This is a genomic window from Streptomyces boluensis (genome assembly GCF_009908195.1).
Taxonomy (GTDB): domain Bacteria; phylum Actinomycetota; class Actinomycetes; order Streptomycetales; family Streptomycetaceae; genus Streptomyces; species Streptomyces boluensis.
On sequence record NZ_JAAAHS010000327.1, the window covers coordinates 1 to 8,787 of the forward strand.

General features: G+C 72.3%; 6 protein-coding genes. 5 read left to right on the top strand and 1 reads right to left on the bottom strand.

The window, feature by feature from the left end; genetic code table 11:
* Nucleotides 1-124: 124 nt before the first annotated feature.
* A complete protein-coding gene (locus GUY60_RS29430) occupies nt 125-2,521 on the bottom strand; it encodes an ABC transporter family substrate-binding protein (protein WP_161703249.1) in 2,397 nt (798 codons plus the stop codon).
* A 429-nt stretch (nt 2,522-2,950) separates the two neighbouring features.
* Between GUY60_RS29430 and GUY60_RS29435 the strand changes: the two genes are divergently transcribed.
* The 5 genes from GUY60_RS29435 to GUY60_RS29455 all read left to right on the top strand — a co-directional run.
* On the top strand, nt 2,951-3,238 hold the full coding sequence (locus GUY60_RS29435; protein WP_161703251.1) for an Rv0250c family protein: 288 nt from the start codon (nt 2,951-2,953) through the stop codon (nt 3,236-3,238).
* 40 nt (nt 3,239-3,278) lie between these two features.
* Nucleotides 3,279-4,103 (top strand): succinate dehydrogenase subunit SdhC, encoded by an 825-nt coding sequence (gene sdhC, locus GUY60_RS29440; protein WP_161703253.1) that lies wholly within the window; start codon nt 3,279-3,281, stop codon nt 4,101-4,103.
* A gap of 13 nt (nt 4,104-4,116) precedes the next feature.
* Nucleotides 4,117-6,051 carry a fumarate reductase/succinate dehydrogenase flavoprotein subunit gene (locus tag GUY60_RS29445; RefSeq protein WP_161703255.1) on the top strand — a complete coding sequence of 645 codons (1,935 nt, stop codon included), beginning with the start codon at nt 4,117-4,119 and terminating at the stop codon, nt 6,049-6,051.
* Nucleotides 6,048-6,818 carry a succinate dehydrogenase/fumarate reductase iron-sulfur subunit gene (locus tag GUY60_RS29450; RefSeq protein WP_161703257.1) on the top strand — a complete coding sequence of 257 codons (771 nt, stop codon included), beginning with the start codon at nt 6,048-6,050 and terminating at the stop codon, nt 6,816-6,818. The genes GUY60_RS29445 and GUY60_RS29450 overlap by 4 nt, the downstream gene beginning before the upstream one ends.
* A gap of 73 nt (nt 6,819-6,891) precedes the next feature.
* Nucleotides 6,892-8,787 (top strand): TPM domain-containing protein (locus tag GUY60_RS29455; RefSeq protein ID WP_312866476.1); only part of this gene is annotated, 1,896 nt, incomplete at its 3' end.

The window sequence follows — 8,787 nt, forward strand, 5'->3', positions numbered from 1 at the left end:
GGGGTGGGGTGAGAAAACGCAGGTCAATGGGTACGGAAAGCACCTTGCCCGCCGGACGCACCGGCGGGCAAGGAACTTGAGCCACTTCTGAGCTGAACGTTGCGCGAGCAGTCGGCGACTACGACTACTTCTTCCCCTTCGCCGGCCCTCCCGCAGGGGCAGGCTTGAGGAACCCGATGTCCTCGAAGTGCGGCGCCTCGAACCCGAACGCCCCCACGTTGGCCAGCTTCGGCCGCGCCGCGTACAGCTGCGGCCGCTGGTAGAGCGGGATGGAACCGGCCGCGGCCCAGATCCGGGCGTCGGCCTTACGGACCAGTTCGCGCGCCTTCTCCTCGTCGAGCTCGGCCGCCGCCTGCTCGAACAGCTGGTCGATGTGGTCGGTGCCGACCCGCGTGTAGTTCTGCTCGACGGTCAGCGAACCGTCCGCCGCGGGCTCCGGCTTGGCGAAGATCGGGCGCCCGTCGGTGGCCGGGTAGGCGGAACCGGGCCACGAGTACAGCGCCATGTCGTACTGACCGGACGCGATGTGGTCCTTGAAGTAGCTGTCGTCGGCCACCTTCTGGATCTCCGTGCGGATGCCGATGCGCTGCAGCATCGCGGAGATCTTGTCGCCGACGGCGCGCAGCGACTCCGAGCCGGGCCCGGAGGGGAGTACGAAGCGCAGGGTCAGCGCCTTGCCGTCCTTGGCGAGCGGACCACCGGCCGCCTTGGCGGCACCGCGCCCCTTCTTCTTCGCCGACTTCTCCGACTTCTTGGGTGCGTCGCTGCCCTTCGGGGCCGCGGTGCCCTTGGGGGCGTAGGCGCCGGGGGCGCCGCCCTGGGGCTTGGCCTGCTGCGCGGCCTGCTTCTTCTCCTTGTTCTCCTCGCGCCGGGCCTCGCGCTTGGCGTCCCGCTGCGCCTCCCGCTTCGCCTCGCGCTTGGCGTCCCGCTTGGCCTCCGGCTTCGCCTCGCGGAGTACCGACTCGGCCTGGCGGCTGAGCGCCGCCTGCTGACCGGCCACGCCCAGACCCGCCCGGTGCCCGGTGTCGGCGTCGCCCGGCTTGTCGTCCTGGCCGACGATGTACGAGCCGTCGCCCTCGGACCCGCCCGCGCCGTCCTCGGACTTCTCGGCCGCCTTCTTCTTGGACTCTGAGCCCGCGGTCTTCTCCTCGACCACTGCGCCCGGCTCCCAGCCGGCGTCGGCGAGGAGCGCGCGCGCCTCGGCGGTGTCCTGCGTACCGAGGGCGTCGCTGCTGTCGGCGTAGGCGTGCTGCCCGGCGAGTGCCAGGTGGCTGCCGACCGGCTTCGCGGGCAGGCCGAGCGGCTTCAGTACGAGCTCGGCGAGCTCGGCGCGATTGATCGCGCGGGCCACCGCGCGGCGCACCCGCTCATCGGCGAGCGGGCCCTCCGCGCCGTTCAACGCGAGCTGGGTGTAAGCCGGTTCGAGGGACTTGCGGACCTGGAAGCCGCGCAGTCCGGTCTGCTGCTCCGCGTACTTCTTGATCGCCTTGCGGTTCTTCTGGCGGGCCTCGGTCTCGGACTCCGCCTTCTCCTCGCCCTTCGCGCCGTGCGCGAGCGCCCAGGAGCGGAGCGCCTGCGCGGGGGTGCGGTCGGCGCCGGGGCCGTGGCTCAGCGGGCCCCGGGCGCCGCGGTCGCGGGCGGCGAGCGTGATCCGCTCCGCCTCCGCGCTGCCGATCTCGGCCAGGTCGACCTTGCCCTGGGCGAGCGCCTCGGCCCGCTTGTCGCGGGGTACGGCGCGGAAGACCAGCTGCTCCAGCTTCGCGGGCTCGCCCCACCAGCGCGGGTTGCGGACCAGCGTCATCTCGCCGGCCTTGCGGTCCGTGGCCCCGATGCGGAACGGGCCCGCCGAGGTCTTCAGCTTGGCCCGCGCCCCGTCGTTGAAGGTGTCGGGCGTGCCCATGACGTCCTTCGGGTACAGCGGCGAGAACAGCGAGCGCCAGTCCGCGTACGGCTTGCCGAAGGTGACCCGTACCTCCAGGTCGTTGGCGCCGCGCTCGACCTTCTCGATGCGGTCGTACCCGGCGTTGCGGGCGGTCCAGTACGCGCTGTCCTTGCCGGAGAGCGCGCGCCACTGGGCGGCGAAGTCGGCGGCGCCGATCTCCCGGCCGTCGCTCCACACCGCCTGCTGGTTGAGCTTGTAGAGCACGACCTGCTTGGGCTCGCGCTCGATGATCTCGGCCTTCTCCAGGAAGTCCGGGTTGGCCTGCGGGCGGCCCTTCGCGTCGAGCGTGAACATCGACGGCAGGACAGCTCCCGCGATGCGGTTGGTGGCGGCATCGGCGTCCGCCTGGAAGGAGTTGAGGGTCTGCGGCAGTCCGTCGACGGCCCAGGTGGCCTTGCCCCCGTCGGCGACCAGGTCACGCGCGGCGGGCGCGATGTCCTGGCCGGCGGCGGGGGCGCCGGACTCGTCGGTCGAGCCGCAGCCGGCCAGAGCGGGGACGGCGAGGACGCCCGTGGTGAGGAGGGCGGCTGCTCTGCGGACGTGGCGCGCTCTGGCGCCGGCCGAATCGAGTCGGGCCATGGCTTGGTACCTCCGGGGCTCGCCCGGCCGCCCGATACCGGTGTGGGCCGGGTTTGATCACGTTTGGCGGCATAAAAGAGTTGATCACACCTATCGCCCCACTGAAGGGGACCGATGCGCGCCCGCGCCACAGACACGGCGACACACCGCCGGAAGGCCACCCGTTGAGCCCAACGACACCGGCCCGCCGTCCCCCGTACGGCCGTCAGGAGCGGGCAGGGGCACACGTCGTACGGCGATCAGGCACCGGCACGGGCGCGGGCACGCCCCGCGCGGCGGTCAGACGCGGGCGCGGGTGTGCTTCGTCCGGCCGGTCCGCGTACCGAAGCGGTCAATCCGTACCGATCCCTTCACAAGCCGGGATGTGACGCGCGACACTCTCAGGCGCATGAGCATTGCCACCCGCGACCGCGGAAGTGAGGGCAAGTCATGTCCCTGCAGGACGAATTGACGGCCGCGCAGCGCTGCCTCGACGAGCTCACGCGCTCGGTCGGGCGGATCGAGGCACAGCTCGACGGCGGGCTCGACATCCGCCGGGTGCGTACGGACGCCGACCATCTGCGCGACAGCCTCGCGCTGCTGCGGGCCGCCTCGCCCGCACCGGCCGCGGCCGCGCGACCCGAGGTGATCCGCATTCCCGACCAGCCCTACGACCGCTCGCTGTGGTCGGACGTCGACGACGAGGGCCTGGGCGCCCCCGACCGGCGCGCGCCCTGACTCCGCCACACCCCCGGAAGCTCTCCCCCAGGAGATCTCGTTGGCCACTGGCACCGAACCCGACCTCGATCCCGCGGGCGGGGTGCGCGGCGCCTCGCGGGCCGCCATCGCCGCCCGGCATCTGCGCACCGACCGCTGGTGGCTGTCGCCCGCGCTGACCGCCGCCGGGCTGCTCGCCTTCGTCGTCTACTCGACCTGGCGGGCCTTCGGCAACGCGCACTACTACGCGGCGCCCTACGTCTCGCCGTTCTACTCGCCGTGCCTGGCGGAGAACTGCGTACCGATGAAGGGCGGGCCCAACTGGGAGATCTTCGGGAGCTGGTGGGGGCTTTCGCCCGCGCTCCTCATCCTGATCTTCCCGCTCGGCTTCCGGCTGACCTGCTACTACTACCGCAAGGCCTACTACCGGGGCTTCTGGGCCTCGCCGCCCGCCTGCGCGGTGGCCGAGCCGCACCGGAAGTACAGCGGTGAGACCCGCTTCCCGCTGATCCTGCAGAACGTCCACCGGTACTTCTTCTACGCGGCCGTGCCGGTGGCGGGGATCCTCACGTACGACACCGTGCTCGCCTTCCGTGACGAGCACTACGCGTGGGGGCACATGGGGCTCGGGACCGTGGTGATGGTGGTCAACATCGGGCTGATCTGGGCGTACACGCTGTCCTGCCACTCCTGCCGGCACATCGTCGGCGGCAAGCTGAAGCACTTCTCCAGGCACCCGGTGCGGTACCGGGCGTGGCAGTGGGCCGGGAAGCTGAATGCCCGTCATATGCAGCTCGCCTGGGCCTCGTTGATCAGTGTGGCCGTCGCCGACTTCTACGTGTACCTCGTCGCCTCCGGTGTCTTCGCCGATCCGCGGTTCTTCTAGGAAGGGTGCCTCGATGACTCAGGTGGAGCGGCAGCAGTGGGACGTGGTCGTCGTGGGCGCGGGCGGCGCCGGCCTCCGTGCCGCCATCGAGGCGCGTGCGCAGGGCGCCCGTACCGCGGTGATCTGCAAGTCGCTGTTCGGCAAGGCGCACACCGTGATGGCCGAGGGCGGTATCGCCGCCGCGATGGGCAACGTCAATGACGGCGACGACTGGCGGGTGCACTTCCGGGACACGATGCGCGGCGGCAAGTTCCTCAACCAGTGGCGGATGGCCGAGCTGCACGCGCGCGAAGCCCCGGACCGCGTATGGGAGTTGGAGACCTGGGGCGCCCTCTTCGACCGCACCGCGGACGGGCGGATCTCGCAGCGCAACTTCGGCGGGCACGAGTACCCGCGGCTCGCGCACGTCGGCGACCGTACCGGCCTTGAGCTGATCCGCACGCTCCAGCAGAGGATCGTCGGGCTGCAGCAGGAGGACTTCCGCGAACACGGCGACTACGAGGCCGGGTTGAAGGTCTTCCAGGAGTGCACGGTCACCCGGATCGTGAAGGACGAAGAGGGTCGGGTCTCCGGGGTCTTCTGCTACGAGCGGGAGTCCGGGCGGTTCTTCGTCATCGAGGCGCCCTCCGTGGTGATCGCGACGGGCGGCATCGGCAAGTCCTTCAAGGTCACGTCCAACTCGTGGGAGTACACGGGTGACGGCCATGCGCTCGCCCTGCTCGCGGGCGCCCCGCTCCTCAACATGGAGTTCGTGCAGTTCCACCCGACCGGCATGGTCTGGCCGCCGTCCGTGAAGGGCATCCTCGTCACCGAGTCGGTGCGCGGGGACGGCGGAGTGCTGCGGAACTCCGAGGGCAAGCGGTTCATGTTCGACTACATCCCGGACGTCTTCAAGGAGAAGTACGCGGAGTCGGAGGCGGAGGGCGACCGCTGGTACGACGACCCGGACCACAATCGGCGGCCTCCTGAGCTGCTGCCGCGCGACGAGGTCGCCCGCGCCATCAACTCCGAGGTGAAGGCGGGCCGCGGCTCACCGCACGGCGGGGTGTTCCTCGACGTGTCGACGCGGATGCCCGCCGAGGTCGTACGGCGCCGACTGCCGTCCATGTACCACCAGTTCAAGGAGCTGGCCGACGTCGACATCACCGCCGAGGCGATGGAGGTCGGCCCGACCTGTCACTACGTGATGGGCGGCATCGCGGTCGACTCGGACTCGGCGGCGGCGCGCGGGGTGCCGGGGCTCTACGCGGCCGGGGAGGTCGCGGGCGGCATGCACGGCTCCAACCGGCTCGGCGGCAACTCCCTGTCCGACCTGCTTGTCTTCGGGCGGCGGGCCGGGCTGCACGCCGCGCGGTACGCGGCCGGGCTCGACGTACGGCCGGTCGTGGACGAGGACCAGGTCGACGCGGCGGCGGCGGAGGCGCTGCGGCCGTTCTCGGCGGAGGGGCCGGGCGAGGAGGACGAGGGTGTCGGGGAGAACCCGTACACCCTGCACCAGGAGCTGCAGAAGACGATGAACGACCTGGTCGGGATCATCCGCCGGGAGCACGAGATGGCCGAGGCCCTGCAGAAGCTGGCCGAGCTGCGGGTGCGGGCCCGCCGGGCCGGGGTCGAGGGGCACCGGCAGTTCAACCCCGGCTGGCACCTCGCCCTCGACCTGCGCAACATGCTGCTCGTCTCGGAGTGCGTGGCGCGGGCCGCCCTTGAGCGCTCCGAGTCGCGCGGCGGGCACACCCGCGAGGACTGGCCGGGCATGGACCGGCAGTGGCGGCGCGCCAACCTGCTTTGCCGGCTCGCCGACCCGACCGGCGGCCTCGCGGCGGACCCGGTACGCGGCCAGATCAGGCTGTCCCGCGAGGAGACCGAGCCCATCCGTCCCGACCTGCTCGCCCTCTTCGAGAAGGAGGAGCTGGTCAAGTACCTCACCGAAGAGGAGCTCCACGAGTGAGTGCCTACGAAGCAGCCTTCAGGCTCTGGCGGGGGAACGTCGACGGCGGTGACCTGGAGGACTTCAAGGTCGAGGTCAACGACGGCGAAGTGGTCCTCGACATCATCCACCGGCTGCAGGCCACCCAGGCCCCGGATCTGGCGGTGCGGTGGAACTGCAAGGCGGGCAAGTGCGGTTCGTGCTCGGCGGAGATCAACGGGCGGCCGCGGCTCCTCTGCATGACGCGGATGTCGACGTTCACCCGGGACGAGGTCATCACGGTGACTCCGCTGCGGGCGTTCCCGGTGATCCGCGACCTCGTCACGGACGTGGGCTTCAACTACGCGAAGGCCCGCGAGGTCCCGGCGTTCGTGCCGCCTGCCGAGCTCGGCCCCGGCGAGTACCGGATGAAGCAGGAGGACGTGGACCGCTCGCAGGAGTTCCGTAAGTGCATCGAGTGCTTCCTGTGCCAGGACACCTGTCATGTGGTGCGCGACCACGAGGAGAACAAGGGCGCGTTCGCCGGTCCGCGCTTCCTGATGCGCGTCGCCGAGCTGGACATGCACCCGCTGGACGCCGCCGACGCCGAAGGACTCGACCGCAAGACGACGGCCCAGGACGAGCACGGGCTCGGCTACTGCAACATCACCAAGTGCTGCACCGAGGTGTGCCCCGAACACATCAAGATCACCGACAACGCCCTGATCCCGCTGAAGGAACGGGCCGCCGACCGCAAGTACGACCCGCTGGTGTGGCTGGGGAACACGATCCGGCGGCGCGGCCGCTGAGCCACGACGGCCCGTTCCCGGCGCTGGAGCCGCCCGGTCGCGACCGGGCATATCGGGACATACGCTCCAGCATGTGACGCCTTCCCGTTCGCTGCCCTGCATAGCCGGCCGGGCAGCACTCGCCGCGCTCGCCGCCCTCGGCCTCCTGCTCCTGCCCCCACCGGGCACGGCGCGCGCCGACGATCCGGTGAAGCTCTCCGGCGACGGGCAGATCACCGACCGGGTGGGCGCGCTCGGCGACCGCGAGGGCGCCGTCGACACCGCCCTCGACCGGCTCTACGACGACCGCGGGGTCCAGCTTTTCGTCGTGTACGTACGGGACTTCTCCGGCCGCGACTCCCGGAGCTGGGCCGATGAGACCGCACGTCGCAACGGCCTGGGCGCCGACGACGTGCTGCTCGCCGTCGCGACCGGCGACCGGCAGTACGCCACCTCCGTGGCCGAGGACTCCCGGCTCACCGACGCCCAGCTGCGCGACGTGTCGGCCACCGCGATCGTGCCCGCGCTGCGGCAGCGCGACTGGGCGGGCGCCGCGATCGGCGCCGCCGACGGCTACCGCGCCGTGCTCGCCGGACAGCCCGTGCCCACCCCGGCGATCACCCCCGGCCGGGCCGACCCGGGCGCGGAGTCCGAACCGGTCGCCGGCGACCTGGTGCTGCCGATCGTCGCGGTCGGCGGCGCGGGCGCCCTCGCCGCGTACGCGTACACCCGGCGCAAGCGGCGGGCCGCCACCCGCACCACCCCGCACGGCGGCGAGCGCGCGCCGCCGCCCACGCCGCTGCCCGAGCTCGACTCAAAGGCCCGGCGCCTGCTGGTGCAGACCGACGACGCGATCCGCACGAGCACCGAGGAACTCGGCTTCGCCACCGCCCAGTTCGGGGACGAGGCGGTCGCCCGGTTCGGTGCGGCCGTCACGTACGCCACCGCCGAGCTGACCGACGCGTTCCGGGTGCGGCAGCAGCTCGACGACTCCTTCCCTGAGGACGACGCGACGAGGCGGCGGATGCTCGACGAGATCATCCGCCGCTGCACCGAGGCCAACCGGCGGCTCGACGCCGAGAGCGCCGACTTCGACCGGCTGCGCGCCCTCGAACAGCACGCCCCGGACGCCCTGGCGCACGCCGAGGACGAGTTCGGGCAGGTCGGCGCGCGGGCCGACACCGCCGCCGCGACACTCACCGCACTCGCCGGCCGGTACGCCGGCTCCGCGTCCGCCCCGGTCGCAGGCCACGTCGACGAGGCGCGCGAACGCCTGGTCTTCGCCGAGGCCCAACTCGGCCTCGCCCGCGAGTGCGTGACCGCGAAGGACAACGGCCGGGCGGCGGTGCACCTGCGGGCCGCCGAGGGCGCCCTCGACCAGGCGGGCACGCTCGTGGACGCGGTGGACCGGCTCGCCGTGGAGATCGCCGAGGCCAGCGGGAAGCTGCCCGGCGCGCTCACCGAGACCGAGACCGACCTGGCGGAGGCCCGCGGGCTGCTCAAGGGCACGGCCGAAGGCACGTCCACGGCCGACCTTCAGGGCCGGATCGCGCGCGCCGAGTCGGTCGTCCAGGACGTGCGGGGCGAGCTCGACGCGGGGCGCTTCGACCCGATCGACGCGCTGCGCCGGATCGAGGAGGCCGACGCGGCGCTCGACGAGGCGCTCGACGGCGCCCGCGAGCGCGAGATCACCGACCAGCGCGCCCGCGCCCTGCTCGACCAGGCCACGCTGACCGCGCGCAGCGCCGTCGGGGCCGCCGCCGACTACGTCACGACGCGCCGCGGCGCCGTCGGCAGCGAGGCCAGGACCCGGCTCGCGGAGGCGCAGCGGCACCTGGCCCTGGCCGAGTCGCTCGCCACGTCGGACGCGGCGGCCGCACTCGCGGCGGCCCGGCGCGCGGACGCCCTGGCCCAGGAGTCCCACCGGCTCGCGGAACGGGACGTGGGTGCGTACGAGAGCCCGTACGACGGTCCGTACGGGCTCTCGTAC

What these genes read in the sequence shown, in the direction of transcription:
- GUY60_RS29430 (WP_161703249.1), bottom strand. Translation starts at nt 2,521, where the DNA reads ATGGCCCGACTCGATTCGGCCGGCGCCAGAGCGCGCCACGTCCGCAGA.
- GUY60_RS29435 (WP_161703251.1), top strand. Translation starts at nt 2,951, where the DNA reads ATGTCCCTGCAGGACGAATTGACGGCCGCGCAGCGCTGCCTCGACGAG.
- GUY60_RS29445 (WP_161703255.1), top strand. Translation starts at nt 4,117, where the DNA reads ATGACTCAGGTGGAGCGGCAGCAGTGGGACGTGGTCGTCGTGGGCGCG.